Origin of the sequence: Olsenella sp. kh2p3, from assembly GCA_900119625.1 — a bacterium.
GTDB lineage: Bacteria > Actinomycetota > Coriobacteriia > Coriobacteriales > Atopobiaceae > Tractidigestivibacter.
On record FPKD01000006.1, the window covers coordinates 1 to 25,826 of the forward strand.

At 65.2% G+C, this 25,826-nt stretch carries 24 protein-coding genes; all 24 read left to right on the forward strand.

What is annotated here, in order from left to right:
- Window positions 1-335 precede the first annotated feature (335 nt).
- A complete protein-coding gene (pyrG, locus tag BT122_RS07420) occupies window positions 336-1,982 on the forward strand; it encodes a CTP synthase (protein WP_059055736.1) in 1,647 nt (548 codons plus the stop codon).
- A gap of 32 nt (window positions 1,983-2,014) precedes the next feature.
- Window positions 2,015-2,917 (forward strand): site-specific tyrosine recombinase XerD, encoded by a 903-nt coding sequence (xerD, locus tag BT122_RS07425; protein WP_072355431.1) that lies wholly within the window; start codon window positions 2,015-2,017, stop codon window positions 2,915-2,917.
- A gap of 885 nt (window positions 2,918-3,802) precedes the next feature.
- Window positions 3,803-4,237 (forward strand): division/cell wall cluster transcriptional repressor MraZ, encoded by a 435-nt coding sequence (locus BT122_RS07430; protein WP_072355341.1) that lies wholly within the window; start codon window positions 3,803-3,805, stop codon window positions 4,235-4,237.
- 21 nt (window positions 4,238-4,258) lie between these two features.
- Window positions 4,259-5,263, forward strand: a complete 1,005-nt coding sequence (gene rsmH, locus BT122_RS07435; RefSeq protein ID WP_072355342.1) for a 16S rRNA (cytosine(1402)-N(4))-methyltransferase RsmH — start codon at window positions 4,259-4,261, stop codon at window positions 5,261-5,263.
- Between the two features lie 112 nt (window positions 5,264-5,375).
- Complete coding sequence (gene ftsL / locus BT122_RS07440; RefSeq protein ID WP_070807619.1) at window positions 5,376-5,903, forward strand: cell division protein FtsL; 528 nt, start codon at window positions 5,376-5,378, stop codon at window positions 5,901-5,903.
- 53 nt (window positions 5,904-5,956) lie between these two features.
- Window positions 5,957-7,747 carry a peptidoglycan D,D-transpeptidase FtsI family protein gene (locus tag BT122_RS07445; protein WP_235810834.1) on the forward strand — a complete coding sequence of 597 codons (1,791 nt, stop codon included), beginning with the start codon at window positions 5,957-5,959 and terminating at the stop codon, window positions 7,745-7,747.
- Window positions 7,748-7,760: 13 nt separating this feature from the next.
- Window positions 7,761-9,200, forward strand: a complete 1,440-nt coding sequence (locus tag BT122_RS07450; protein WP_072355344.1) for a UDP-N-acetylmuramoyl-tripeptide--D-alanyl-D-alanine ligase — start codon at window positions 7,761-7,763, stop codon at window positions 9,198-9,200.
- Between the two features lie 5 nt (window positions 9,201-9,205).
- The gene (mraY, locus tag BT122_RS07455) at window positions 9,206-10,225 is read left to right on the forward strand and encodes a phospho-N-acetylmuramoyl-pentapeptide-transferase (protein ID WP_072355432.1); all 1,020 of its coding nucleotides are present in this window, start codon (window positions 9,206-9,208) and stop codon (window positions 10,223-10,225) included.
- Between the two features lie 10 nt (window positions 10,226-10,235).
- A complete protein-coding gene (gene murD / locus BT122_RS07460; RefSeq protein WP_059055724.1) occupies window positions 10,236-11,657 on the forward strand; it encodes a UDP-N-acetylmuramoyl-L-alanine--D-glutamate ligase in 1,422 nt (473 codons plus the stop codon).
- A 131-nt stretch (window positions 11,658-11,788) separates the two neighbouring features.
- A complete protein-coding gene (ftsW, locus tag BT122_RS07465; RefSeq protein ID WP_082667367.1) occupies window positions 11,789-13,222 on the forward strand; it encodes a putative lipid II flippase FtsW in 1,434 nt (477 codons plus the stop codon).
- Window positions 13,209-14,336: an undecaprenyldiphospho-muramoylpentapeptide beta-N-acetylglucosaminyltransferase gene (gene murG, locus BT122_RS07470; RefSeq protein ID WP_286130340.1), complete on the forward strand. Its 1,128-nt coding sequence runs from the start codon at window positions 13,209-13,211 to the stop codon at window positions 14,334-14,336. Before ftsW ends, murG begins: the two co-directional genes overlap by 14 nt.
- A 154-nt stretch (window positions 14,337-14,490) precedes the next feature.
- Entirely contained in the window at window positions 14,491-15,945 is a 1,455-nt protein-coding gene (gene murC / locus BT122_RS07475) for a UDP-N-acetylmuramate--L-alanine ligase (protein ID WP_072355346.1), read from the forward strand.
- A 5-nt stretch (window positions 15,946-15,950) separates the two neighbouring features.
- On the forward strand, window positions 15,951-16,865 hold the full coding sequence (gene murB, locus BT122_RS07480; protein ID WP_072355347.1) for a UDP-N-acetylmuramate dehydrogenase: 915 nt from the start codon (window positions 15,951-15,953) through the stop codon (window positions 16,863-16,865).
- A 13-nt stretch (window positions 16,866-16,878) separates the two neighbouring features.
- The gene (locus tag BT122_RS07485) at window positions 16,879-18,039 is read left to right on the forward strand and encodes a cell division protein FtsQ/DivIB (protein ID WP_072355348.1); all 1,161 of its coding nucleotides are present in this window, start codon (window positions 16,879-16,881) and stop codon (window positions 18,037-18,039) included.
- Window positions 18,040-18,314: 275 nt separating this feature from the next.
- Window positions 18,315-19,448, forward strand: a complete 1,134-nt coding sequence (gene ftsZ / locus BT122_RS07490) for a cell division protein FtsZ (RefSeq protein ID WP_072355349.1) — start codon at window positions 18,315-18,317, stop codon at window positions 19,446-19,448.
- A gap of 4 nt (window positions 19,449-19,452) precedes the next feature.
- Window positions 19,453-20,259 (forward strand): purine nucleoside phosphorylase YfiH/LACC1 family protein, encoded by an 807-nt coding sequence (locus tag BT122_RS07495; RefSeq protein ID WP_072355350.1) that lies wholly within the window; start codon window positions 19,453-19,455, stop codon window positions 20,257-20,259.
- Between the two features lie 56 nt (window positions 20,260-20,315).
- On the forward strand, window positions 20,316-21,047 hold the full coding sequence (locus tag BT122_RS07500) for a YggS family pyridoxal phosphate-dependent enzyme (protein WP_072355351.1): 732 nt from the start codon (window positions 20,316-20,318) through the stop codon (window positions 21,045-21,047).
- A gap of 49 nt (window positions 21,048-21,096) precedes the next feature.
- Window positions 21,097-21,762, forward strand: a complete 666-nt coding sequence (locus BT122_RS07505; protein WP_072355352.1) for a cell division protein SepF — start codon at window positions 21,097-21,099, stop codon at window positions 21,760-21,762.
- 4 nt (window positions 21,763-21,766) lie between these two features.
- On the forward strand, window positions 21,767-22,606 hold the full coding sequence (gene proC, locus BT122_RS07510; protein WP_072355353.1) for a pyrroline-5-carboxylate reductase: 840 nt from the start codon (window positions 21,767-21,769) through the stop codon (window positions 22,604-22,606).
- Between the two features lie 13 nt (window positions 22,607-22,619).
- A complete protein-coding gene (locus tag BT122_RS07515; RefSeq protein WP_072355354.1) occupies window positions 22,620-22,883 on the forward strand; it encodes a YggT family protein in 264 nt (87 codons plus the stop codon).
- 59 nt (window positions 22,884-22,942) lie between these two features.
- Complete coding sequence (locus BT122_RS07520; RefSeq protein ID WP_059055702.1) at window positions 22,943-23,647, forward strand: DivIVA domain-containing protein; 705 nt, start codon at window positions 22,943-22,945, stop codon at window positions 23,645-23,647.
- 559 nt (window positions 23,648-24,206) lie between these two features.
- A complete protein-coding gene (locus BT122_RS11000; RefSeq protein ID WP_072355355.1) occupies window positions 24,207-24,401 on the forward strand; it encodes a hypothetical protein in 195 nt (64 codons plus the stop codon).
- A 241-nt stretch (window positions 24,402-24,642) separates the two neighbouring features.
- Window positions 24,643-24,996, forward strand: coding sequence for a transposase (locus tag BT122_RS07530; RefSeq protein WP_072355356.1), 354 nt, complete (start codon window positions 24,643-24,645; stop codon window positions 24,994-24,996).
- Window positions 24,938-25,816: an IS3 family transposase gene (locus tag BT122_RS07535; RefSeq protein ID WP_072355357.1), complete on the forward strand. Its 879-nt coding sequence runs from the start codon at window positions 24,938-24,940 to the stop codon at window positions 25,814-25,816. Before BT122_RS07530 ends, BT122_RS07535 begins: the two co-directional genes overlap by 59 nt.
- Window positions 25,817-25,826 lie beyond the last annotated feature (10 nt).

Consider the following 25,826-nt stretch of genomic DNA (forward strand, 5'->3'; position numbering starts at 1 on the left):
GGCATCCCCCTGCAGGGCAACATCCTACCGCCCGGAGGAGTCAGACGCATCACCGCAGGGATGCGCTACCCACCAGAAGTGACGATGAGCCAAATTTTAGGCACAGGGGGCTTGCGGGGTAGGATGGTCCAAGAAATCGTCCGCAACCCCAATCACTTGCGACCCCCCCTGAAAACCACGCGCGCTGCGGCGAAGTGAGGGCTCGAATCTGTTTATTCGGTCTAACCACCTGAACAACCGTGTGCAGTCGGTGAGCGGTGTCACGTCCGCAAGGTTCTCGCGCTAGAATAAAGACCCGTAGAAACGGCAGCTTCACTACGGGAAGGCAAACCCACATGACAAAACACATCTTTGTGACCGGCGGCGTCGTATCCTCCCTCGGCAAGGGCATTACGGCGGCATCGCTTGGCCGCCTGCTCAAGGCCCGCGGCTACAAGGTCATGATGCAAAAGGCCGACCCGTACCTCAATGTCGACCCGGGCACCATGAGCCCCTTCCAGCACGGCGAGGTCTTCGTGACTGAGGACGGCAAGGAGACCGACCTCGACCTGGGTCACTACGAGCGCTTCATTGACGAGAACCTCACCCGCGAGTCCAACTTCACCACCGGCCTCATCTACCAGTCGCTCATCCAGCGCGAGCGCGCGGGAGACTTCCTTGGCGGCACCGTGCAGGTGATTCCCCACGTCACCAACGAGATCAAGTCCCGATTCCTGCGCATCGAGGAGCAGACCCAGGCAGACGTCGTAATCACCGAGCTTGGTGGCACCATCGGCGACATCGAGGGCCAGCCCTTCGTCGAGGCAATGCGCCAGTTCCGCAAGGAGAAGGGCGCCGGCAACACCCTGGTCATCCACGTGAGCCTGGTGCCCTACATCGCCGCCGCGCACGAGGTCAAGACCAAGCCCACGCAGCACTCCGTCAAGGAGCTGCGCTCCATGGGCATCCAGCCCGACTTCATCGTGTGCCGCTCGGACCACGAGGTCGACGCCTCCATCCGCGCCAAGATCGCACACTTCTGCGACGTGGACGAGGATTGCGTCTTCGAGAACTCCGACTGCCCGTCCATCTACGACGTGCCCATGCACCTCGCCAAGCAGGGCTTTGACGAGAAGGTCTGCCAGAAGCTGGGCCTCGAGCCGCGCGAGCGCGACATGAGCGATTGGAACGACTTCACCGACGCTATGCACGTGGCCAACTCCTTGCCCGAGAAGACCCGCATCGCTGTGGTTGGCAAGTACACCCAGCTGCCCGACGCCTACCTCTCGGTTATCGAGGCTCTGCACCACTCCGGCGTCTACTACGACCGCCACGTCGAGATCAAGCTTGTCGACGGCGAGGAGCTCACCGAGGAGAACGTGGACGAGGAGCTCGCCGGCTACGACGGCATTCTCGTCCCCGGCGGCTTTGGCCTGCGCGGCACCGAGGGCAAGATCCTCTCGGCGAACCGTGCCCGCGTGAACAAGGTGCCGTACCTGGGCGTGTGCCTAGGCTTGCAGATGGCGGTGTGCGAGTTTGCCCGCAATGTGGCGGGGCTCCCCGGCGCCATGTCCAGCGAGTTCGAGCCCGAGTGTACCTACCCTGTGATCGACCTCATGCCCGACCAGGAAGACGTTACCGACAAGGGCGGCACCATGCGCCTTGGCGCCTATCCCTGCAAGGTGGTCCCTGGCACGCTTGCCTCCGAGGCATACGGCGAAGAGCTCATCTACGAGCGTCACCGTCACCGCTACGAGGTCAACAACGCCTACCGCAAGCAACTCACCGACGCCGGTATGATCATCTCGGGCCTCTCGCCTGACAACCGCCTGGTCGAGATGGTCGAGCTTCCCGAGTCCATGCATCCCTGGTTCGTGGCGTCTCAGGCCCACCCCGAGTTCAAGAGCCGTCCCACCAAGCCGGCGCCGCTGTTCCGCGAGTTCGTCCGTGCGGCCATCGCCCACCACGAGGGCGTCGACCGTCACGACGTGAACCCCAGGTAGCGCGGGGCCGTCCTGCCGGGCTCATGGCCACGATGGACCTCTCGCGTGCACTGCGCGAGTACCTTAACTACCTCTCCATCGAGAGGAACGCTTCACCCAATACGGTCGCGGCCTATGGCCGCGACCTTTCTCGTTATCTCTCGGCGCTTGAGGGAGAGGGCATCACCAGCCCCGACAACGTGACGCGTCAAGCGATAGAGGCGCACGTCGCTGCCCTGGTAGATGTGGGGCTTGCGCCGGCATCCGTCGAGCGTGCGGTCTCTGCCATCAAGGGCTTCCATCGCTTCATGGTGGCGGACGAGATCTGCGAGAACTTCCCCACGGCCGACCTGCCGCTGCCAGCCAAGCCTGCGCGTCTGCCCGACGTCCTAAGCGTTGAGCAGGCCGAGGCCCTTCTCGACCAGCCCTTCCCCAAGACGGCAGCCGGCCAGCGCGACCGCGCCATTCTGGAGACGCTCTACGGCTGCGGCCTGCGCGTCTCGGAGCTCTGCGGGCTCGACCTGCGCGACGTACGCTTGGACGAGGAGGTCGTGCGCGTCTTTGGCAAGGGGTCGAAGGAGCGCGTGGTGCCCATCATGGGGTCTGCCGCGCGCGTGATGGGGAAGTACCTTGAGCTGTGGCGCCCGGGGTTGGTGGGGCGCACGCTCACCCAGGCGGTCTTTCTCAACCAGCGAGGCGGACGCATCTCTCGCCAGTCCGTGCACACGATTGTGGAGCGCGCGGGACGCATGGTGGGGGTGCAGGGGCTGCATCCGCATACGCTGCGACACAGCTTTGCGACGCACCTGCTTGAAGGCGGCGCCGACCTGCGCGTTGTCCAGGAGCTTCTCGGCCACGCCGACATCTCGACCACCCAGCTCTACACGCACGTCGATCGCACGCACGTGCGCGGCGTGTACCTGGCGGCGCACCCCCGCGCTCACGTGCACGAGTAGGGGATGGCTTCCCGGCAGGGCGCCCCGGGCGGCAGGGCGCCTGGCTTCTCGCCGCACCCGTCCCGGTGGGGCTTCCCGAGAAACCTACGACTTAGTAGCAGTTGGCGAGAGGAATGCAGCCCCTCTATCTGCGGGTATTCTCAGCGATGCTCCCTGTGGGTTGCTACTAAGCCGCAGGTTTCTAGGTTTCAAGAGCTTGGACAGAATTATTGCGCGGTTTTTCGTGAAGTGATTCTCAGCAACTGGGCAGATGCATTTCTCGCTAGAAAAAACGTTCAATAACTGAGAGATCCCGGCAGCCGAGGGAGCAAGGCTCCAGCTATACAGCAGGCAAGGGCTCTGCCACCCGTCTACATGGAGCCAATTGGGCAGCGCTCCTGTGAAAAAAACAACGCTTCGGCGAGAAAACGACGCCCGAGAAGGGGCCTCGTACGAAATCGCTGCGATAACGTGCCCTCCGGCGCCATATTGGCGCCCGAGAGGGCCTTTTGTACGTGATAGCTGCTAGAGCGTGCCTTCGGGCGTCAAATTGACGCCGAGGCCGCGTTTTCTGCAGCCGCGCGTGTCCACGTCCGCGCTCGCTCCACCGCCCCACACCCACCCCTACACTTTGCCCCACCGCCACCTTCACCCCACCGACACAATTCGTTTCTCGATGTTCGTCCTTCTCGCCGTCTGCGTTGTATCCGCGCGGCCACCAACCACAACATCTGGGGTCACCGCTGTCCCCTTACGCTCTCTGCTCAAACTTCCCTCCAACCACCCGGGGCCGAAATTCGCCCTTGTGTGTCGCAAAGTGTTTTTAGGTGTGGCTAGGTGTCGGATTTGGTCTATAGTTTGTTCACGTTCAAACGTGGGCGCGAGCGGCAACGAGAGGAGGGCGACATGCTGACTGGTCAGTACCAGCGCAGCCTCGACTCCAAGTCCCGTGTCACCCTTCCCGCCATCCTGCGCAAGCAGTTTGGTGAGTTCGTGCAGCTCATCCCGCGCAAGGACGCGCTCTACGGCTACACCCCCGAGTCGTTCGAGGCATGGGTCAACAGTCTGAACCTCGATCCCAGGAGCCGCAACGACGCAGAGACCCTGCTTCGTCTCAACGCCATGGCCACCACGGTGGAGATCGATTCCGCCGGCCGTGTTGCCCTTGGCAAGATCGACGAGACGACCCGCGGCCAGCGCCAGCGCCTGGGCCTCGACGGCGACCTCATGGTCGTCGGCGCGGGCGACCACTTCGAGATCTGGAACGCCGATCGCTGGAACGAGAAGTTCGCCTCCGACGACGCGGTTGACCGTCTCGAGTCTCTTCTCTTTGGCGAGTAGGCAAAGGGGAGGGGGAGCGCCTTGACATCCGAATATCGGCATGTACCTGTGATGCTCGACGAGGTTCTCGCCGAGCTCGACCCCAAGCCGGGAGAGGTGGTCTGCGACTGCACCCTCGGCGGGGCCGGACACTCCATCGCGCTTGCGCAGAGAATCGCCCCGGACGGCCTCTCCATTGGCATCGACCAAGACGACATGGCCTTAAAGGCGGCGACCGAGCGCTTCTCGCAGGAGGCGCCCCAGGCGGAGTTCCTTCCGCTCAAGGGCAACTTCGGTGACCTTGACCAGCTGCTCGTTGGTGCCAGGGTCCCTGGCGTGGATTGCTTCCTCTTCGATCTGGGGGTCTCTTCTCCCCAGCTCGACATTCCTGAACGGGGCTTCTCGTACAACGAGGACGCCCCCCTAGACATGCGTATGGATTCGGGGAAAGACACCCCAACCGCACAAGAGGTCATAAACACCTACAACGAAGCCGACCTCACCCGAATCCTTCGCGTGTATGGCGACGAGAAGTACGCGGCACGCATTGCCCGCGCCATCGTGGAGACGCGCGAGAAGGCGCCCATCGAGACGACCTTCCAGCTCGTCGACGTGATCAAGCGAGCGATACCCGCTGCGGCCCGCCGTCACGGTGGCCACCCCGCGCGCAAGACCTTCCAGGCCCTGCGCATCGAGGTGAACCACGAGCTCGACGCCCTCGACCAAGGCCTCCGCGCCGCCGTTCGCTGGGCAAACACCGGTGGCAGGATCTGCGTTATCTCCTACCACTCGCTCGAGGACCGCATCGTGAAGCACGTCTTCTCTGAGCTCTCGCAGGGTTGCATCTGCCCGCCGGACCTTCCGGTGTGCGTATGCGGCCACGTGCCGATAGTCGACGTCAAGACCAGAAAGCCGCTCGTCGCGGGCGAGGAGGAGGTCTCCTCCAACCCACGGGCGAGAAGCGCGCTCATGCGCGTGGCGGTCAAGCTCGACGTCACGCACGAGGGCACGGAATCGTCGCACCCGACCGCAAGGTCGTCTGCATAGCACTACAAACGAAGCAGTACGCACCACAAACGCAGCTTAAACGCACCACCAACGAAGCACCAACGCACCAGCACGCACAACGTCCGGCATCGCCGGGAGACAAGGGACAGCAATGAGGTATCAGGGGTCAGAGGCCGTCAGGATGGACGCAGCCGAGAGGAGCCGCGAGCGTCGCGACGAACGCGTCGAGCAGCGCCCGTCGTTCTCGGTCGTCACCGGTGGCGGGCTTGACGCCCGCGCCCGCGCTGGCGTGAGCCCCCAGTTCCTCAGCCGCGTCCGCACGGTTGTCATCTGCGCCCTCGTGTTCATCGCGCTTGGCGCCTGCCGCGTGGCGCTCTCCACGGCAACCGTCTCGACGCTCCAGGCCAACTCGGCGCTGCGCTCCCAGATCAAGGAGGCGCAGACGCTCAACGAGGACCTTCAGGTTGAGAAGTCTGTGCTCTCCTCGTCCAGCCGCATCAGCCGCATTGCCACGCAGAACTACGGCATGAGCCTCTCGACCAACCGAGAGGTGCTCGACCTCTCGTCTGCCGGCACCTCCGCGGACGCGACGTCGACCGATGCCGTCTCCGCCACCACGGCGAATGGGGATGCTGCGCAGTCCGTGACGAACACCGATACGGCCTCGCCTGAGGCGTAGACTACTCCCTCGTGAGAGAGAGCATGAGACAGAGCCGCCAAGGGCGGCGTGGAATGCCGGAGGCCTCGTACGACGAGGCCTCTCGTGCCCGTTACCGTGCCCGCGCGTCGAGGCCGGGCGGGTCGGGCCCTGGTGGCTTTGACAGCGGCACGCGCGTGATCTTCATCATCCTCATGGTTGCCTTCGCCATTGTGGCCGGGCGTCTGGTGTGGCTGCAGGTCATAGACTCGTCGAGCCTTTCCGAGGCGGCCGAGCAGCACCGCACCAACGTGATCACGCTGCACGCCAAGCGCGGCACCATCTACGACCGCAACGGCAACGTGCTGGCCATGAGCGTGGACTGCAAGACCATCTACTGCAACCCCAAGGAGATCACGGACCCATCGGGCGTGGCGAAGATCCTCGCCGCAAACCTTGGCGGCTCCGCAAGCGACTACACTTCTGCCCTCACGACCGACTCAACCTTCGCCTACGTTGAGCGCCAGGTGGACACTGACGTCGCCGACACCATCAAGCAGCAGCTCTCGGACGCCAATCTCAAGGGCGTCTACTACCTCGACGACACCAAGCGCGTCTACCCCTACGGTGACGTCGCCAGCCAGGTGCTGGGCGTGGTGGGCTCAGACGGTGACGGTCTTACCGGCCTGGAGTACTACTACAACGACGTCCTCTCGGGCACCGACGGCCAAATGATCGTCGAGACCGGCCTCACGGGCACGCCCATCGCGGGTGGCACCTCCCAGGTCACCGAGGCAAAGAACGGCCAGGACCTGGTTCTCTCCATTGACATCGACATCCAGGAGAAGGCCGAGGAGGTCATCTCCAAGGCCGTTGGAGACTACGAGGCCGACTCTGGCTCGGTCATGGTGACAAACCCCAAGACCGGTGAGATATACGCCGCATGCTCGACGCCCCTGGCCAAGCTCTCGGACCTTGCCAACACCAGCTCGGACGCGCTCACGCTCAAGCCCGTGACTGCCTCCTACGAGCCGGGCTCGATGTTCAAGATCTTGACCGTTGCCATAGGCGTCGAGAACGGCCTCTTCAACGCAGACAGTATCTACAACGTTCCCATGCAGATACTTGCTGGCGACGACTGGGTGACCGACGACGACGTGCGCAGCGGCGCCGAGGACATGACGGTGCGCACCATGCTCGTGCGCTCCTCGAACGTAGGCGTGTCGCTTCTCGCCCAGGAGGTCATTGGCGCGCAGCGCTTTGCCGAGGGCGTGGACAAGTTTGGCATCGGGCACACCACGGGCATCGACTACCCCGGCGAGGCGACGGGCATCGTGACCAGCTACGAGAACTACACTGGCGCAACGCTTGGTGCCATGGCCTTTGGCCAGGCCCTTGCCGTGCCCATGGTGCAGATAGTGCGCGCGTTTGGCATCGTTGCCAACGACGGCATACCCACCACGCCCCACTTCCTCATCTCCAAGGGTGGCGAGGGGGTCGACTGGCCTACGGGCGACCAGGTCATCTCCAAGGACACCGCCGACGAGGTTACCGACATGATGATCTCGGTCATGACCGACGGAACCGGCAAACGCGGCCAGGTCGACGGCTATACCATTGCAGGCAAGACGGGCACGGGCGAGCAGGCCGGCGAGTCTGGCGGCTACCAGGCGGGCAAGTACGTCTCGTCACTCTGCGGCTTTGCCAACGCCGAGGACCCCCAGGTCCTTGTGTACGTTGGCCTTAATGGCACACCGCACCTGGCTCTCTCCTCAGCAGCGCCAACCTTCAAGGAGATAATGGAGGCTGCCGTCACAGACCTTGGCATCTCCCCGGATGCCTCCACAACCACCACGTCGACAAAATCCACGTCGACAACCAACTAGGTCAGGGGGACCTATGATTTCAATGGACATCGCAGACCTTGTGCTTGCTACGGGGTCGCAGCTGCTCGAAGGGGCGCCTTCTGCCCACGTAGAGGGCACCGTCGAGATCGACTCGCGCAAGGCGGGCCCGGGCTCTGTCTTTGTGGCGTTCCTCGGCGAGAAGGTCGATGGCAACGACTATGCACCGGCTGCCATCAAGGCCGGGGCGTCTTGCGTCGTGGTGACGCGTGAGCCGGACGCGTCGTTGCTTGCCCTGGCGCATGAGCACGGCTGTGCCGTCGTGCGCCCGCAGGACGACGACGCCGAGGAGTTCCTGCTCCGCCTGGCCCACGAGTGGCGTGCTCGTCACCCCAACTGGCTTGTGGTGGGTGTCACTGGCTCGGTGGGCAAGACCACCACAAAAGACCTCCTGCGCGCCGGCATCGCAAGCGCCCGCCACGTCCACGCCACCCAGGGTAACCTCAACAACCTTATTGGCCTGCCCCTCACGGTGCTCTCGGCACCAGACGACGCCGAGGTCCTAGTCTGCGAGATGGGCATGAACCACCCGGACGAGATTCGCCGCATGGCCGCCTGCTGCGCGCCAACGCTTGCCGTGATCACCAACGTAGGCACAAGCCACATTGGGCTTCTCGGCTCACGCGAGAACATCGCCCGCGCCAAGGCCGAGGTGGTCTCGGGCATGGTTGCGTCTGGTGACGCGGAACCCCTGCTGGTGCTCACGAGCGCCAACGACTACACCCCCTTCATTGCAGAGAACTTCGCGCGCCCTGCGGGCGTTGCCGTGGCATACGTGGGCGAGCGCGAGGAAGACGACGTCCGTGCGACGGACGTCCAGCTTACCGGTACGGGCGAGGCGTCCTTTACCGTCACCTGCAAGGATGGCTGGTCAAGGCGAGTCACGCCTTCGGTTCCCGGCCGCCAGGTGGTACCCGACTTCCTTCTCGCCATGGCCGTGGTGGAGGCGCTTGGCCTCAACCGCGACGTCGCCGCGGACGCCATGGCCGCGATGCCTGCTACGAGCATGCGCCTGGCCGTATCGGAGTCGCCACGCGGCGTGCGCGTGATTGACGACTCCTACAATGCAAGCCCCGCCTCCATGGCGGCCGCCCTCGACGTCCTCTCCGAGATGGACGCCACGGGTATGCGCGTTGCCGTCTTGGGCGAGATGGGCGAGCTTGGCAGCGAGGAGCGACGCCTCCATGGCTACGTGGGCGCCTATGCCGCTGCCAAGGGTCTTGATATGCTTGTCTTCATTGGCGGGGAGCTTGCGGAGGAGATGGCCGAGGCGGCGCGCACGATGGGCGCCTCCGAGGACCGCCTGCAGCTTTTCCCCACGGTTGACGCCGCCGTGGAGACGCTTGCCCCTGTCTTCTCGCAGGGTGACCTCGTGTTGGTCAAGGCGTCGCGTTCCTGCGGTCTGGATGCGTTTGCGAGGGGAGTGCTGCGCTGATGTTCATTGTGGGAAATCCCGCGTACCCAAGCTACCAGGTGCTTCTGGCGGCAGGCGTTGCCGCCGTCATCACGGCCGTGGTAATGCCCTTCTTCATCAAGCTCATGCGCCACGAGGGGCTGGGCCAGCAGGTGAGGGCCGACGGCCCCAAGCGCCACCTCGTGAAGCAGGGCACGCCCACCATGGGTGGCATCGTGATCCTTCTCGGCATTGTGGTGACGACGCTTCTCATGGCGCCCTGGTCGCCCATGCTTTTCCTCGCGCTCTTCGCGATGCTCGCAACAGGCGCCCTTGGGCTTCTCGACGACATCGAGTCCGTGGCGCACAAGCGCTCGCTGGGTCTCACGCCCTCGCAGAAGATGGTCGGCCTCACCATCGTGTGCATCATCTTCTGCCTGGTTGCGGTGAACTACTGCGGGATTGCGCCCACCATCGAGTTCCCCGGCGGCGCAACGCTTGACCTGGGCGTGCTCTCCACCACCATCGGTGGCGTGCAGGTGCCCTGGTTCTACATGTTCTTTGTCTTCCTGCTCTTGGCCGGCCTCTCGAACGCCGTCAACCTCACCGACGGCCTTGACGGCCTTGCGGGTGGCACGGTGCTGGTGGTCATGGTCGTGATGGCCATGGTCGCCTTCAACGAGGACCAGCTTGGGCTCTCGGTCTTTGCTGCCAGCATCGTGGGTGCCTGCGTGGGCTTCCTTTGGTACAACTGCTACCCCGCCTCGATCTTCATGGGCGATACGGGCTCGCTCGCGCTGGGCGGCGCCTTCGCCGCGCTTGCCGTTCTCACCAAGACCGAGATTTGCTCGCTCGTGATGGGCGGCCTCTTCATTGTTGAGGCGCTCTCGGTGATTATCCAGGTCGTGAGCTTCAAGGCGACCGGCAAGCGCGTGTTCCTCATGGCCCCGCTCCATCACCACTTCGAGAAGAAGGGCTGGAGCGAGACGAAGGTCGTCATCCGCTTCTGGATTGTCTCGGCCGCCTTCGCGGTCCTTGGTTTTGCGCTGTACTTCCAGCTTGGCTAGGGGGCATCTCATGCAGGACAGCAGTTCCTCGGCGCGTCTTGGCAACGTTGCCGTTCTGGGCATTGGGCACACGGGCGAGTCCGTCTGTCGCTACCTTGTGGGGCTAGGGGAGAGGGTCTCCTCAGTCACGCTCTTTGGCGGTGCCTCCTCGCACGAGGGCGAGGTCACGCGTGAGCTCGAAGGTCTGGGCGTTCGCTGCGTCCTGGGCACCGAGGAGGTCGAGGGCACCTTCGATTTGGCCATAGCCTCCCCGGGCATCCCGGTGGGCTCCGCCTTCTTCCGGGCGGCGGCCGCGCATGCAACAGAGATCATCGGCGAGCCCGAGTTTGCCTGGCGTGAGAGCCCTTCCAACTGGGTGGGCATCACCGGCACCAACGGCAAAACCACCACAACCACGCTCACCACGGCGCTCCTGCGTGAGGGCGGTCGCTCCGCCGAGGCCGTGGGCAACATTGGCACCATCATCACGAGCCGCCTTGCAGGGCGCCAGCCCGGCTCGTGGTTCGTGGCCGAGCTCTCGAGCTTCCAGCTGGCAACCACCCGCCTTCTGCACCCGCGCGTGGCCTGCCTCATGAACGTCACGCCGGACCACGTGGAGTGGCACGGCAGCATGGAGGCGTATGCCCAGGCAAAGGAGAAGATCTTTGCCAACCTTGAGGCAGGAGACCTCGCCGTGGTCTCTGACGGCGACGACTGGTGCCGCGCCGTGATTGGCCGCCTCGAAGCGCGGGGTCTGCGCGTGTGCCGCGTGGACGTGCGCCAGGACCCCGGCACGCCGTGCGCCGCCTTCGTGCGAGACGGCCGCCTCGTGGTGCGCCTCGACGGCGTCGAGCATGTCCTTGTCCCCACCGACGACCTTCTCATCAGGGGCGAGCACAACGAGGAGAACGCCCTTGTGGCCTCTTCCGTGGCGCTGGAGCTGGGCGTGGCCGACAAGGACGTGTGCCGCGGGCTTCTCGCCTTCTCGCCTCTCGAGCACCGCATCGAGCCCTGCGGCGAGGTTTCCGGCGTGCGCTTTGTGAATGACTCCAAGGCCACCAACACAGACTCCGTCGAGAAGGCACTCACGGCCTTCGAGCCGGGAAGCATCGTGGTGCTTCTGGGCGGCCACGACAAGGGCACCGACCTCACGTCGCTCTCGCGCGCAGTTGCCGCGCGCTGCCGCGTTGCCGTGTGCTACGGCGCTGCCGGCGAGAGGATCGCCCGTGCGCTTGAAGACGAGATTGCCGCCTCGGGCTCCGCGCTCGAGGTCGTGCGCGAGCCGCACATGCGCGAGGCCTTCTCGGCCGCCTGTGGGCGCGCGCAGGCCGGCGACGTTGTGCTGCTCTCGCCCGCGTGCTCGTCCTTTGACGAGTTCCACAACATGGAGGAGCGCGGCGAGCTCTTCAAGCGCCTTGCCGCCGAGCGCGTTGCCGCAGGAGGGCTGCGCTAGTGGCCCAGGCGTCCACATACAGAAGCTCCGCTGCGAGACAGCCCCGCTCCTCAACCCGTCGCAGCTCACGAGGGGGGAGCACGGGGCGCTCGTCTGTCGAGAAAACCATCCTCGGCGTTCCCGAGAGGTTCATGAAGCCCCGGCTCATCCTCATAGCCGTGGTGATCATCCTCACCTGCTTTGGGTTCCTCATGGTGTACTCGGCGTCCTCAATCACGTCGCTCACATCGGATGCTCTGAGCAACGACCCAGCCTACTACCTCAAGCGTCAGCTCATCTTTGCCGCGCTGGGCACGGGGTTTGCCGTGTTCATTGCGAGCAGGGACTACCACCTCTGGGGAAAGCGCCTGGTGAGGATCATCTGGGTGCTGACCATTGCCCTCTTGTTGCTCATCTTCCTGCCCATAGCGGGCAGCGATGCCTATGGCGCCACACGCTGGATTGCCATTGGCCCCTTTACGCTCCAGCCCTCCGAGTTTGCCAAGATCACGATCATCCTTGTTGCAGCAGACCTCGCCGAGCGCTACTACGACGAGCAGACCATGGACTTCCAGGACTTCGTAAAGAACCTCGCCGTCTTTGTGGGCGTTCCGCTCGTGCTCATCCTGCTGCAGCCTGACAAGGGCTCCACGCTCATCATTGCGGCAACCCTCATCGTAATGGCCTACCTTGCCGGCATGGACCGTCGCTGGATTCTCGTGGTGCTTGCTGTGGGCGTGGTGGGGGTTCTCGTCCTCTCGCTCAAGGATGACTACTCGCGCGCCCGCATCGTGACCATGCTCGACCCATGGAGCGACCCCACGGGCTCCGGCTACCAGCTCATCCAGGGCTTCTATGCCTTTGGCTCGGGCGGGATCTTTGGCGTGGGGCTGGGCATGAGCAAACAGAAGTACTCGTATCTGCCCATGGCCTACAACGACTTCATCTTTGCCGTGGTGGGAGAGGAGCTTGGGCTTGTGGGCACGCTCGGAGTGCTTGCTGCCTTTGGTGTCCTTGCCTGGGCGGGCTTCCGCATCGCGCGCTACGCGCCCGACATGTGCGGCAGGCTCATAGCGGCAGGCTGCACCTCGCTCATCATCATCCAGCTGCTCGTGAACGTCTGCGGCGTTCTTGGCATCATCCCCCTCTCCGGAAAGCCTGTCCCGTTTGTGTCGTACGGCGGTTCCACCATCATGAGCTGCCTCATGCTCGTGGGCATGATTGTCTCGGTGTCCAAGCACTCGACGCTGCCCGAGACCGTCCACGATCGCAGCCGCCAGTCCTGGCAGTTTGCAGACGGCGAGGAGGAGCCGAGAGGCGCCTCCTCCTCAGCCAGCCCAGGCATCTCGCTTGTGGGTACGCCCACGCCGCGCTCGGCCCGCCCGCGCGGAGACGCTGGCGCTGGCCTGCGCATGGTGGACGGTGGGAGCCAGGCGCGCCCCCAGGCGCGGCCACGGAGCGGTAGCAGCCGTACGAGCAGGCAGGGCAGGTACGAAGGCGGAAGAATAGACCTCGGCCCCAGTGCCGCGGAGAGGCTCCGCGGGCGCGGGCCCGGAAGAGGAGATGGCAGGCGTGGCAGGAACTAGTCTTGAGGTGGCAATCGCCGCAGGCGGTACCGCTGGTCACATTAACCCGGCGCTGGCTCTGGCAGAGGAGCTCTCTGCCCGCGGGCACCGCGTGCGGTTCTTTGGGCAGAGTGCCAAGCTCGAGGGCACGCTCGTTCCACAGGCCGGCTTCGAGCTCGAGCCCATCCACGTGACCGGCTTTGATCGCTCGAGGCCCTGGACGCTTGTCTCGGCTCTTGTGCGCGAGCGCAAGGCCTCCGCCCGCGTGGGAGAGGTCTTTGCCGAGAAGGGCGCCCCAGACGTTGCCGTGGGCTTTGGCGCCTACGTCGAGCTGGCTCTCATGGACCGCTGCCGCAAGCAGCACATCCCCTATGTGCTCCACGAGCAGAACTCGGTCCCCGGGCTTGCAAACAAGACGCTTGCCTCAGACGCGCGCTTTGTGTGCGTCTCGCTGCCGCAGGCGCGCGCCGCCTTCGAGGGCCGCGTCCACGGCGATGACGCCATCGTGCTCACGGGCAACCCCGTGCGTCGGAGCGTCCTTGACGCCTCGCGCGAGGCGGGCCGCGCGGCCTTCGCCATCCCCGAGGACGCCACGATGCTTCTGGTCTTTGGCGGCAGCCTTGGCGCGCAGCACGTGAACGAGGCCGTCATGCGCCTCAAGGAGCGCCTGCTCGCAAACCCCGGGCTTTACGTGGTTCACTCCACGGGCAAGGAACTCTACGACAACGTGGTGTCCTCTCTCGCGCTCTCAGAGGACGAGCGCACGCGCTGGCAGGTTGTGCCCTACATCTCCAACATGGGTGAGGCCCTCGCGGCGGCAGACCTCGTGGTCTCGCGCGCCGGCGCCTCCTCCATCGCCGAGATCACCGCGCTTGCCGTGCCAAGCGTGCTCGTGCCCTATCCTCTTGCCACGGGCGACCACCAGACCACCAACGCTCACTATCTGGTGGACGCCGGCGCAGCGGATCTCTTTGCCGATGACGCCATCGATGGCGACGCCTTTGCCCAGGACCTTCTCGACCTGGTGGGCAACGGCGAGAGGCGCGAGCGCATGCGCGCGTGCGCGCGTGGCCTGGGCCAGGACCAGGCGGCCGCCAAGCTGGCAGACGTCGTGGAGCGCGCCGCCACGCGATAGATGCGCCACGGCCGCGTGGGAGACGTGCCTGCGGAGTCCGTGGTGGCTTTACGCCGTGGGCCGCGACGGGTCGTCCATCGGCTAGAGTAAATGGGTTAGGCGAACCAGTTTCCGCGGCGGGTCTTCTCGCCGCGCACCTTTGGAAGGGGTAGCCATGGCAGACATCGTGGAGAAGCCCGGCGCAGATGCCGTCGAGAAGGGCAAGAGCATCGCGAGCGCGCACTTCGTGGGTATTGGCGGCGCGGGCATGAGCGGCATCGCCCTCGTGCTCAACAAGCGCGGCTGCAAGGTCACCGGCTCCGACCTCAAGAGCTCTCACTACGTGCGCGAGCTCGAGGACGCGGGCATCGACGTGACCATCGGCCACGACGCCGCGACCATCGACCGCGTCTCGCCCGAGGTCGTTGTCACCTCGAGCGCAATCCCCGAGACCAACCCCGAGGTCGTCCGTGCCCGCGAGCTGGGCATTCCCATCTGGCCGCGCGCCAAGATGCTGTCGTACCTCTCCAACAACGCCACCACCGTCGCCGTCGCCGGCACTCACGGCAAGACCACCACGTCTTCCATGATCGCGACCATGCTCGACCGCCTGGGCTGGGACCCCTCCTTCCTCATCGGCGGCGTGGTCGAGGGCTACGACACCAACGGCAGGAACGGCGAGGGCGGCTACTTCGTCTGCGAGGCGGACGAGTCCGACGGCTCCTTCCTCTACCTCAACCCCGACGTCGTGGTGGTCACCAACATCGAGGCGGACCACCTCGACCACTACGGCACGCTCGAGAACATCGAGAAGACCTTCTGCACCTTCATGGACCTGGTGGGCGAGAAGGGCACCGTCGTGGTGAACGGTGACAACCCCCACTATGTCGAGCTTGCCCGCTCGACCGGCCGCCACGTGGTCACCTGCGGCTTCGACGAGGGCAACGACTACGTCTGCGTGCCCGAGGAGGGCCTGGCACCGCACCGGCTGGCCATGCGCTTCCAGGTGAAGACGCCCTCTGGCGCCACGGTCGAGGTGACCATCAAGTCGAACCCAGGCCGCCACAACATGGCAAACGCCACGGCAGCCATCGCCGTGGCGGACGTACTTGGCGCAGACGTCGCGCAGGCCGCCGAGAAGCTCTCCGAGTTCAAGGGCGCGCGTCGTCGCTTCACGCACGTGGGCGACATCGACGGCATCACGGTCGTCGACGACTACGGGCATCACCCCACAGAGATCGCGGCCACGCTCGGTGCCGCCTCCGAGCTTGGCTTCGACCGCATCGTCTGCGTGTTCCAGCCGCACCGCTACAGCCGCACCAAGGCGCTCGAGCCGCTCTTCGCGCACGCCTTCGACAACGTGGACGTCCTGCGCGTGATGGACGTCTTCTCGGCGGGAGAGATGCCCATCCCGGGAATCTCGGGCAAGACCGTCTCGTCCCAGGTAGAGGCTGCCGGCACGGTGCCTGACGTGGCCTACGTCCCCAACCGCCACGAGCTCGTCCAGAACCTCTGCGACACCTGCCGTCCGGGCGACCTCCTCATCACCCAGGGCGCCGGCGACGTCACCCAGATCGGCCCCGCATTCATCGCCGCCATGCGCGAGCGTGACGAGAAGAAGGACGAGTAACGGGCGTGAGCGTCTTCAACGCATACATGAGCCTCTCTGGGGCCATCGACGCGGACGTGATCCGCGGCGAGAGGCTCTCCCATCGCACGACGTACCGCATCGGTGGCCCCGCCGCGCTCTTCGTGTGCGCGAACACCTATGAGGCCCTGCTCAAGACCGTCGAGGTCCTGCGCGCCGAGCGCGTGCCCTGGGTGGTCATGGGGAAGGGCTCGAACATCCTCGTGGCCGACACGGGCTATGACGGCTGCGTCATCACGCTTGGCCGCGAGTTCTCGCGCATGAGCTTTGCAGAGGACGGCCGCGTGACGGCGGGGGCGGCGCTCCCGCTCTCGAAGCTCGTCTCGGAGGCCATGAGGCGCTCGCTTTCCGGACTCGAGTTCTGCGCGGGCATTCCGGGCACCGTGGGCGGGGCCGTCTCGATGGACGCGGGCACCCGCCACGAGTGGGTGGGCGCGGTCATCGAGGACGTGGTGAGCCTGAGCCCCGGCAAGGGGCTGGTGCGCCACGCCGCCGCCGAGGTCGAGTGGGGCTACCGCACGACGTCGCTCCCCACCACCGAGATCGTGCTCGAGGCCACCTTCCGGCTTACGCCCGGCAGCCACGACGCCATCGCCCGCGACGTTGAGGACCGCCTTCGGCGCCGCAGCCAGTCCCAGCCCATGGGAAGGCCCTGCTGCGGCTCGGTCTTCAGGAACCCCGGCTCGCGCTCCGCTGCCGTCATGATCGAGGCCTGTGGCCTCAAGGGATACCGCGTTGGCGGGGCAGTTGTCTCCGACGTACACGCCAACTTCATCGTGAACGACGGCGGCGCTCACGCCCACGACGTCGTCGCGGTCATGCAGCACGTCCACGATGCCGTGCGGGAGAAGTACCAGATCGACCTTCAGCCCGAGGTCAAGCTGCTCGGGTTTGGGGCATAGGGGAGAGCGCGGCATGGCGTCAGACGACAGAAGAAGGCCAACGGCGCGCAAGGCGACGCAGAGGTCGACGCAGGGGCGCTCCACTCGTTCCTCTCGGCCGTCCTCCACGCCGCGTACGCGTTCCTCGCGGCCTGTGCGGCAGCCTGCCGCCAAGCGTACGCCACGCATGCCCAAGGCCACGCCTAAGCCCGCTTCTGCGCCCAAGGTTCCCCAGGTCAAGCGATCTGCGCCGCGCCCGCAGCGCGGCACTCGCCCCCAGAGCGGAAGAGAGGCCAGAGAGGCTCGCGCACGGCAGGTGCGCACGGCAGACGCCATGGGCATCGCCCTGCGCGTGGTGGTGGTTGCCGCCATCGTCGCAGCCGTTCTGGGCGTGGCGTTTCTCGTCCTGAGCAACACCTCGACCTTCAAGATCGACTCCATCGACGCCGTCGCAACGGACCACGTGAGCGCGGACGACATCCAGAAGCTCGCGAGCGTCGAGGAGGGCACGACGCTTCTCAACGTGGACACCGGTGCCATCACCCAGCGCCTCATGAAGAACCCCTGGATCGCCTCCGTGAGCATCGACCGCGAGTTTCCCGACAAGCTCAAGATCTCTGTCACCGAGCGCAAGGTCGAGGCCGTCGTGGTGATGAGCTCGCGGAGCGTGGCCTGGTACCTGGGCGAGGGCGAGGTCTGGCTCGAGCCCGTGAACCTCGACGTCTCGGAGGGGCAGTCCGCAGACGACGTGGCCCTCGAGAAGGCGACCTCGGTGGGCGCCATCCTCATCACGGGCGTTCCGGCGACGGTCGACCCTGCGGCGGGCTCAAAGGCCACCGACGACGTGATCTCTGCCGTGAGGAGCTACCTCGACGGGTTCTCGTCGGAGTTCGCCTCGCAGATCGTGAGCTTCTCGGCTCCCAGCGAGGCGAGCCTCTCCTGCGTCCTCTCGAGCGGCGTCGAGATATCCCTGGGGTCCCCCTCGAGCATCTCGTCGAAGGAGGACGTCATCAAGAGCCTGCTTTCCGAGTACCCGGACGAGCTGACCTACATCAACGTGCGCGTGCCGTCGAGCCCCTCGTACCGCAAGATCGACTCCTCGAACGTGACGGAGGGGTCGGGGGCCACGGGAGGCTCCGCCTCCACGACAGGCGAGGAGAGCTCCTCCAAGGACTCCTCGACGGGCACGAACTAGGGCTCGTCTGTCTCAGGCTCAAGCTCCACTTGAGGGTTTCTATCCATATCTGTACTACCGCTCACCTGCGGTTTTCACCGTTTGCACAAAGTGTTTGACGAGAGCATGCTCAATGTGCAAATATACGTCGCTTCTTGGGGAGCATCTGGCTTAACCTGAGGTTTAGGGTTTCTACCAGCGCTTTTCAGAGGCGAGAGCGTAAACGCCATATGAGCGAAGCACGAACGCACCAGCAAGGGCGCTGGCACAGGGCCGCCGCCAACGAGGAGGAAACGATGAAGGACACCGAGGTCCCCAGCAACTATCTCGCCGTGATCAAGGTCGTCGGCGTGGGCGGCGGCGGCACCAACGCCGTTAACCGCATGATCGAGGAGGGCATCCGCGGCGTCGAGTTCGTGGCCATCAACACCGACGCGCAGGCCCTCGCCATCTCCGATGCCGACATCAAGGTCCACATCGGCACCGACATCACCAAGGGGCTCGGCGCCGGCGCCAACCCCGAGGTCGGCCAGGAGGCCGCCGAGGAGAGCCGCGACGAGATCAAGCAGGCGCTCGCCGGCTCCGACATGGTCTTCATCACCGCAGGCGAGGGTGGCGGCACCGGTACCGGCGCGGCGCCCATCGTTGCCGACATCGCCAAGAACGACGTGGGCGCCCTCACCGTGGGCGTCGTCACCAAGCCCTTCTCCTTCGAGGGCCGCAAGCGCTACAACTCCGCCGCCGAGGGCATCAAGAACCTCTCCGACAACGTCGACACGCTCATCGTGATCCCCAACGACCGCCTGCTCGACCTCTCCGAGAAGAAGACAACCATGCTCGAGGCCTTCCGCATGGCCGATGACGTGCTGTGCCAGGGCACCCAGGGCATCACGGACCTCATCACCGTCCCCGGCCTCATCAACCTCGACTTCGCCGACGTCTGCACCATCATGAAGGGTGCGGGCACGGCAATGATGGGCATCGGCACCGCCTCCGGCGACTCCCGCGCCACCGACGCGGCCGCCGAGGCCATCTCCAGCCCGCTGCTCGAGACCTCGACCGACGGCGCCACGCGCGTGCTGCTCTCCATCGCCGGCAACAAGGACCTCGGCATCCAGGAGATCAACGACGCCGCCGACCTCGTCGCAAAGAACGTCGACCCCGAGGCCAACATCATCTTTGGTACCGTCGTCGACGAGTCCCTGGGCGACCAGGTCCGCGTCACCGTCATCGCGACCGGCTTCAACGACGCCAACATCCAGCCGACGCTCCCCACCATGCCGGTGGCGCGTCCGCAGGCCCAGGCGCCCAAGTCCAAGCAGCGTCCCTACAGCGCGCCGGCTCCCGTGAGCCGCCCCGCCGCTCCCGCCGCGGGTGGCGACAACAAGGAGTTCGACATCCCCGACTTCCTGAAGCGCAGCCGCATCTAGCGCCATGTCCGAGCCCACGCTCACAAGGTACCAGTCGCACGGCGTGACCCTCCTGGGGGACGAGCCCGTTCCCCAGGGGGTCGCGTTTGCGTTCACGGAGCGTACGGGCGGCGTGTCTCACGGCTGCTTTGCCTCCCTCAACCTGGGAGGCGCCTGCGGAGACGAGCCTTCCTCCGTGGCCGAGAACCGCCGTCGCGCGCTTGCCGCGATGGGGGCCGACGCCTGGGAGGGCGCTCTCGTGAACCCGCACCAGGTGCACGGCGACCGCGTGGTCGTGGTGCGCGCCTCCAGTGCGGAGGAGGTCAGCGCCGCCCAGGCGGACGCCGCCGCCGGCGCCGACGCAATCGTCTGCACCGCCAATCACGTCCCGGTGCTGCTTTGCTTTGCGGACTGCGTGCCGGTCGTGCTCGTGGCGCCCGGAGGCTTTGCCGTGGTCCACTCCGGATGGCGGGGTACCATCGCCCGCATCAGCGCCAAGGCGGCGCGCGTTCTCGCTGAGGAGACCGGCTCGCCCGTCTCGCAGATTCTTGCGTACGTTGGCCCGCACATTGGGCGCGAGGACTACGAGGTCTCGCCCGAGCTTGCCGAGCGCTTCTCGGCGGAGTTTGGGCCTGGCGTCATCTGGGGCGAGAGGAACCTCGACCTCGGTGCCGCCGTCTCGGCGGCGCTCGTCGCGGAGGGGGTGCCCGCAGGCTCCATCGCCTGCTGCGACGTCTCGACCGCCTCGGCAACCGAGAGGTTCTTCTCGTACCGGGCAGAGCACGGGAAGTGCGGGCGGCACGGTGCTGTGGCCGTGATGAATGGAGAGTAGCGTCTTTCTCGCCTCTTGCCGAGGCGGGTCTTGTTGGATGGGGGAGCTGGTCGTTGATGGACGAGACAGAGCAAGAGAGCTACGCGGCGTTTCTCGCCGGGCGCAGGGAGGAGATCCTCCAGCGCATCTCCGACGCCGCGTCTCGGGCGGGGCGCGACCCGTCCGAGGTGGAGCTTCTCGCCGTCTCCAAGACCGTCGACGTGCCCCAGGTGGACCTTGCCTGGAAGGCGGGCTACCGAGCCTTTGGCGAGAATCGCCCGCAGGAGCTGGTCCGCAGGCTCAAGGGCATCGAGGCGTACCCGGAGATGGCGGGCGTGCGCTTTGACATGATCGGCCACCTGCAGACCAACAAGGTGCGCGAGGTCGTGGGCAACGTGACGCTCGTCCACTCGGTGTCCTCGGTGCACCTTGCCGAGGCCATCTCGAAGCGCGGCGCAAACCACGGCGTGACGAGCGACGTCCTCCTCGAGGTCAACGTCTCGGGGGAGGAGTCAAAGTCTGGCTTCTCGCCTGACGAGGTCCGCGAGGCGCTCGACGGCATCCTCGCGCTTCCCGCCATGCGCGTGCGCGGCCTCATGGCCATGGCGCCGGCGCACGACATAGATGCGGCGAGAAGGACCTTCTCCGGCCTCCGCGAGCTGCGCGACGAGCTGGCCGCGCGAAGCGGGCTTGCGCTTTCGGTCCTCTCGTGCGGCATGAGCGACGACTTCCCGATCGCGGTCGAGGAGGGCTCGACGATCGTGCGTCTTGGCAGAACGGTGTTCGACCCCAGCTACGTCCTGGGTTAATCTGGCAATGGGGCGGGGCACAGGTCCCCGCGGAATGGATGGGGGAATCATGGGCTTCCTCGACAACATCAGGGATCGCTTCCGTAGGGACGACGACTACGACGACTACGAGGACGACTACTACGAGGGCGACGAGGAGCAGCGCGAGCGTGACCGCGAGCGCGGCTATGGTGACCGTCGTCCCACGGGCAGCGCCACCAAGCTCCTGGGCAACACCTCGCGCCCCGAGGCGGAGAGCGTCTCGGTCTACACGCGCTCCGGCCGTCCGGTGACGCAGAACCCCGCTGCCGGCTATGTCGACCAGCGCGACGTGCGTCCGCGTCCCTCCTATGTGGAGCCGCCCGAGCCCACCTACAGGCCGACCTACGAGCCGCCGGCGCCGAGCAGCGCGTCTGCGACCACCGAGCTTGGGCGCGGCTCCTCTCGCGTGACCTCCGGCCAGCTGCCGCCCTACGTGCTGCGTCCCGTCTCCTACGACGACGTCCAGTCCGTGGTGAGGCGTGTGCGCACCAACCAGCCCGTCATCCTCATCTTCAAGGGCACCAACATTGAGACCGCCAAGCGCATCCTCGACTTCTGCTACGGCCTGAGCTACGGCGTGGCGGGCTCCGTCGAGGCGCTCGGCGACCGCGTCTTTGCCGTGCTTCCCGCGGGCATAGAGCTCACGCAGGGCGACATCGACAAGCTCGTCGCCGACGGCGACCTCGAGGCGTAGCGCCATGGCTGAGAAGATCGAGAAGACCATCGGCGTCATCGGTGCGGGTTCCATGGGTGCCGCCATCGCACGCGGGCTCGTGGCGTCTGGTGCCGCGTCGCCGGAGCGCGTCCTTGTCGCCAATCCCTCTGCGGGCAAGCTCGCACCGCTCGCAGAGCTTGGGATCAAGACGTTTATGAGCAACGATGCGCTTCTCGCCGAGGACCCGGATGCCGTGGTCCTGGCGGTGAAGCCTCAGGTGCTGCCCGGCGTTTTGGCCGAGCACACAGAGGGGCTCTCCGGTCGCCTTGTGATCTCGATTGCGGCTGGCGTCTCGGTTTGCACGCTTGAGCGTGCGCTCAAGGACTCCCGCGTGGTGCGCGCAATGCCCAACCTGCCGGTACAGGTGCTTTCTGGCGCGGCCGCCGTCTGCCCGGGGTCTCGCGCGACGGAGGAGGACCTCGACCTCGCGCTGGCGATCTTCTCCGCCCTGGGAAGCGCCGTCGTGCTCCGCGAGGACCAGCTCGACGCCGAAGGTGCCGTGGTGGGCTGCGGCCCCGCGTACGTGGCGCTTCTCGTCGACGACCTCACCCGTGCCGGCGTGGAGCGCGGGCTTCCCGCCGCAGCCTGCCGCGAGCTCGTGCTGTCCACGATGCGCGGCGTGGCCGAGCAGCTCCTTGCCTCCGGCGAGCACCCACGCGCATATATGGAGAAGGTGACGTCTCCCGGCGGCACGACTGCCGCGGGTTTGCGCGCGATGGAGTCGGGTATGTTTGAGGTTGCCTGCTCGGGCGTCGACGCGGCCCTGCGTCGTACCCGCGAGCTCTCTGAGGCGGCAGGCGCCAAGGACACCACCGACGACTGACAGCGAGGATCACTTGAACTACACGATAGCCAACCTCATAGTCCAGCTCTTCCGCATCTACAACATCCTGATCATCGTCTGGTGCATCATGTCGTGGATTCCCCGCAGCTCCGGTGCGCTCGAGGACTTTCGGGGTGCCATCGGCATGCTCGTGGAGCCATGGCTGGGCATCTTCCGGCGCATCATTCCGCCGTTCGGCGGTATAGACTTTTCGCCCATTGTGGCGATATTCGCTCTTGAGGCCATAGAGCGGCTGCTTCTGGCTATACTTTTGTAACGTCATTGCCGCTTGCCGGGTGCTGCCCGGGGCGACGAGTCGAAGTGAAAGGGACAATGATGGCAATCACACCAGCAGATATCGAGCAGCAGACCTTCTCTCCCTCGAAGCACGGCTATGACCCCGAGGAGGTCGACGCCTTCCTCGAGCAGATCTCAAGCGAGGTCGACGCGATGCTGCAGAAGATCGCGGACCTCAAGGGTCGCCTGAACACCGCCGAGCAGCAGCTCTCTGCCTCGCAGGCCCAGGTCGCAAGCCTCGAGGAGCAGCTCAACGCCGCCCCCGAGCGCATGGAGGTTACGACTGTCGCTCCTACCCCCGCGGTGCAGGACGACCTTGCCGCGTCCGAGAGCCAGATCTCTCGCGTGCTCATCGTTGCCCAGCAGAGCGCCGACAAGCTCGTTGCCGACGCGCGCGACAACGCAGAGCGCATCCGCAACGAGGCCGACCAGAAGGCCCGCGAGGTCATTCGCCAGGCGCTGGCCGAGAAGCAGAACGAGCTGGACGAGATCGACCGCCTCAAGCAGTCCCGCGAGGACTTCCGCAGCGAGTACAAGAAGCTCCTGCAGCACTTCATGGACGATGCGGACTCCGTGTTCCCGCAGCAGCCGCTCTCCACGGCTCCCAACGGCTCTGGTGCGGCGCCTGCGGCGACCCCTGCCGCTCGTCCTGCCGTGAGCGCGCCTGCCGTGCCCACGGCTTCCACTGGCTCCACCGCTGCGGGCAACGCCTCGTTCCAGACGGACTTCGGCGACCTGGACTAACGGCGCGAGAAACAGCGAGAACGGTTTCGCGAACTCATCGTTGATGTGACAGGGAGGCCCCGGTTGGGGCCTCCCTTTTTCGTGGGGTTGGCGGCGTTCTCGGCGCGCGTCCTTCTCGCTTGCGCCGGCAGCGGCTCGCTACACATTCGCGGTTCGGCGATACACGTTCGCGGTTTGGCGCTACACATTCGATGGTCGCCGCTACACATTCGTATCCAAATCTGTATCCCGTGCAGGTCGCCACACATTCGGACGACGAATGTGTGGCGCATGTTCTGGACCGGCTCGTCCTCGAAAGGAGAGCCCAGTAGGCAACGAGGTGAACTGAGGTTCAGAAATTGGGCAGCACCAATCTGTCTGGCATCCAAGCTACAATGCCTGTACGGCGGCCCAGTCGGACTAAGGGAGCGCGACCCTAAGCTGTTCGTGTTTGCTATCAGGCAACTTCTGGAAGGATGAGACGTTGGGGATGCGCAGGCTCTAAAGCGGAACGATTGTTTTCGAGGTCCCCTACGAGGGGAACCACTACCTCATCGACTCGCAGTGCGGTGACCCCGCAATGTACGACGGGTCAGGTGTCCCACGCGCTGTCGTGGACCGCGCAATCTCGGCGGTCGAGAGCGCCTACGTGAGATTTGGGCGCACACCGGAGGACTCCGAGATTCGCTCAATAGACGAGAACGCCCTCAAAGAGGAGTTCGGTGACGCCAGGTTCGTGAGCGACACCATTCCATACGGCACAGTGATTGGGTGATCGAGGAGACCGTGAGGGGGCACGTCTCGAGCTTCATGCCGGGCGTCCTTTAGTCGCATCGGACACAGACACACGCGTATGGCCGCTTCCATCGGAGGCGGCCATTTTCATGCACCTACACCACACTTCCCGCTAGTTCAAAACGGTGAGAACTGATGTGGCCGCCAGTTTCTAGACACGTTTGTTCTTGAGCTTACGAAAGCCCGACAATGTGCTGATGAGCACAGAAAGGGCTTTGAACATGAGCAAGACGACGAGAAGACACTACCCTTCCAAGTTCAAGATGAGGGTGGCCCTCGAGGTCATAAAGGGGGACAAGACTCTCTCACAGGTGGCCTCGGAAAACAACATCCAGCCATCGGTCGCGGCACAGTGGGGAGACCAGCTCTTAGAAGAGGGAGCAGAGGACGTCTTCGGCAAGACAAGGCAGGAACTCGAGAGAAAGAAGCAGGAGAAAGCCGCCGAGGGGGAGCACGACGAGCTGCTGAGGACCATAGGCCAGCTCACCGTCGAGCGCGACTTTCTCCAGCGGTTTTGTGACGAGTACGGCTACGACCCAGGAGAAGTGCCAGGCCGCAAGGGACAGTCGTCCTGACAGGCTCACGAGGAAGCGCGCCTCGGAGCTTCTGGGGGTGTCGAGGAGCTCCACCTACTACGAGCCCAAGAAGACGGAAGAGACAACCCCTGAGGAAGACGAGCGCCTCATGGCCGAGATCGATCGGATGCACCTCGAGAGCCCGGCCTACGGGGCAAGGAAGATCGCCAGGGCGCTCAACCAGGAAGGCTACGAGGTCAGCCGCTGGCACGTGAGGCGCCTTATGAGCGAGATGAACGTCAGGCCCTGCTGCCCGCTTCCGTCCCCGTCAAAACCCACCAGGCATTCCAGGAAGTTCGGCTACCTCTTGAGGGACAAGGTCATCTCGTTTCCCAACCAGGTGTGGTCGACAGACATCACCTACGTCCAGATCGGGGGGCGTCATATGTACCTCACCGCCATCATCGACTGGTACAGCCGCTACATCGTCTCCTGGAGACTTTCTGACACCATGAGGGCGAACGAGGTCGTGAGGTGCGCGGAAGACGCGTTCAGGGAGCACGGGATGCCCTCGATCATGAACTCTGACCAGGGGTCGGTCTTCGGCTCTGAGGACTACGTCAGCCTCCTCAAGTCCTGCCACATCACCCAGTCCATGGACGGCAGGGGCCGCTGGAGGGACAACGTGTTGGTCGAGAGGTGGTTTCGCACGCTCAAGAGTGAGTGCCTGAGGACGGCGGAATACTCAACTCCCGCAGAGCTCGAGAGGCTGATATCGGGCTTCGTCACGTACTACAACGACCGGCGCATCCATCAGTCTCTCGACTATGAGACTCCCTCATCCTGGTACTTCACAGGCATCACCACGAAGGCTGCCTGATGGTCTAGGA

What these genes read in the sequence shown, in the direction of transcription:
- pyrG (WP_059055736.1), top strand. Translation starts at nt 336, where the DNA reads ATGACAAAACACATCTTTGTGACCGGCGGCGTCGTATCCTCCCTCGGC.
- xerD (WP_072355431.1), top strand. Translation starts at nt 2,015, where the DNA reads ATGGACCTCTCGCGTGCACTGCGCGAGTACCTTAACTACCTCTCCATC.
- BT122_RS07430 (WP_072355341.1), top strand. Translation starts at nt 3,803, where the DNA reads ATGCTGACTGGTCAGTACCAGCGCAGCCTCGACTCCAAGTCCCGTGTC.
- ftsL (WP_070807619.1), top strand. Translation starts at nt 5,376, where the DNA reads ATGAGGTATCAGGGGTCAGAGGCCGTCAGGATGGACGCAGCCGAGAGG.
- BT122_RS07445 (WP_235810834.1), top strand. Translation starts at nt 5,957, where the DNA reads ATGCCGGAGGCCTCGTACGACGAGGCCTCTCGTGCCCGTTACCGTGCC.
- BT122_RS07450 (WP_072355344.1), top strand. Translation starts at nt 7,761, where the DNA reads ATGATTTCAATGGACATCGCAGACCTTGTGCTTGCTACGGGGTCGCAG.
- murD (WP_059055724.1), top strand. Translation starts at nt 10,236, where the DNA reads ATGCAGGACAGCAGTTCCTCGGCGCGTCTTGGCAACGTTGCCGTTCTG.
- ftsW (WP_082667367.1), top strand. Translation starts at nt 11,789, where the DNA reads ATGAAGCCCCGGCTCATCCTCATAGCCGTGGTGATCATCCTCACCTGC.
- murC (WP_072355346.1), top strand. Translation starts at nt 14,491, where the DNA reads ATGGCAGACATCGTGGAGAAGCCCGGCGCAGATGCCGTCGAGAAGGGC.
- BT122_RS07485 (WP_072355348.1), top strand. Translation starts at nt 16,879, where the DNA reads ATGGCGTCAGACGACAGAAGAAGGCCAACGGCGCGCAAGGCGACGCAG.
- ftsZ (WP_072355349.1), top strand. Translation starts at nt 18,315, where the DNA reads ATGAAGGACACCGAGGTCCCCAGCAACTATCTCGCCGTGATCAAGGTC.
- BT122_RS07495 (WP_072355350.1), top strand. Translation starts at nt 19,453, where the DNA reads ATGTCCGAGCCCACGCTCACAAGGTACCAGTCGCACGGCGTGACCCTC.
- BT122_RS07500 (WP_072355351.1), top strand. Translation starts at nt 20,316, where the DNA reads ATGGACGAGACAGAGCAAGAGAGCTACGCGGCGTTTCTCGCCGGGCGC.
- BT122_RS07505 (WP_072355352.1), top strand. Translation starts at nt 21,097, where the DNA reads ATGGGCTTCCTCGACAACATCAGGGATCGCTTCCGTAGGGACGACGAC.
- proC (WP_072355353.1), top strand. Translation starts at nt 21,767, where the DNA reads ATGGCTGAGAAGATCGAGAAGACCATCGGCGTCATCGGTGCGGGTTCC.
- BT122_RS07520 (WP_059055702.1), top strand. Translation starts at nt 22,943, where the DNA reads ATGGCAATCACACCAGCAGATATCGAGCAGCAGACCTTCTCTCCCTCG.
- BT122_RS11000 (WP_072355355.1), top strand. Translation starts at nt 24,207, where the DNA reads ATGTACGACGGGTCAGGTGTCCCACGCGCTGTCGTGGACCGCGCAATC.
- BT122_RS07530 (WP_072355356.1), top strand. Translation starts at nt 24,643, where the DNA reads ATGAGCAAGACGACGAGAAGACACTACCCTTCCAAGTTCAAGATGAGG.